The organism is Mesorhizobium sp. WSM4847 (assembly GCF_055811335.1).
The window spans coordinates 1-903 of record NZ_JBVVPY010000094.1; the positions used below are offsets into that span (position 1 = coordinate 1).

The 903-nt window shown below is 59.8% G+C and carries 1 protein-coding gene; it reads right to left on the reverse strand.

Annotated features, from left to right (window positions below; genetic code table 11):
- Positions 1-33: 33 nt before the first annotated feature.
- A complete protein-coding gene (locus AC0L28_RS34665) occupies positions 34-705 on the reverse strand; it encodes a Crp/Fnr family transcriptional regulator (protein WP_473482983.1) in 672 nt (223 codons plus the stop codon).
- Positions 706-903: the final 198 nt, after the last annotated feature.

Genomic DNA, 903 nt, shown 5'->3' on the forward strand with positions numbered 1-903 from the left:
GTGCGGTGCCCCCCGCCGCAGCGACAGCCTTCGCTATTCCTTCTTGTCGACCAGCGCCCGTAGTGCCGAGACGTCATGCAGCAATAACCTGCTGCCGCGCTTTTCGATCAGGCCTCTCTTGGCGAGGTCGCTCATTTCGCGCGAGACCGCTTCCCTGTGCGTGCTCATCGTTGCCGCCAGCTCGGAATGCGTCGGTGCCGGGCTTATGGACACCTCGCCGTCCACGAGTGCGGCTTTCTCCGCCCGATGCAGGAGCTCGACGATCAGCCGTTTTCGCACGACCAGAGTGCTGTATTCGAATACCCGCTCGGTCATGCGCCGGAGCTGGGCAGACAGATGCTCAAGCAGCATCCACGCAAAAGTCGGGTGGGTCATCACGATATCCCGGAATGCTGTGCCGGACAGCCGTGCAGCGCGGGTTGCCTCCAGCGCGACGACGCTGGCAGAGCGTGCAATCCCGTCAATGCCTCCGAGCTCCCCGAAAATGTCACCCGGTTCGACATCGCGATACGCTATCTCCCTGCCGTCCGCTGAAACCAGTGTCACGCGAGCCCGTCCTTCCAGCAGGAAGTAGACTTCGCGACCAGTGTCGCCGTGGGAAATGATCAGCTCGTTGTGTCGATAGCTGCGCTCGTGCCACCGTTTGGTCAGCGCGGCGAGGTCGGCATCGCAAAGTCTTGAGATGAAGGCCGGAGAGCCTGTCACAACAGCCTCTTGTTCAATAGCCTCTTGTTCAATCAGGTGTACTTCATCTTACTCCCTATCCAAGGAAATTTGATGGCCGCAGGCCCCGCTTTCCGGAAAGCAAAACTGGGAGCGGATTTTTCCAATGTTTTCCCCGGTGTGGGAATTCCCACAGCCGAGCCTGGTTCGACTGTCATATCCTTGTTGCAACGTCAGGCC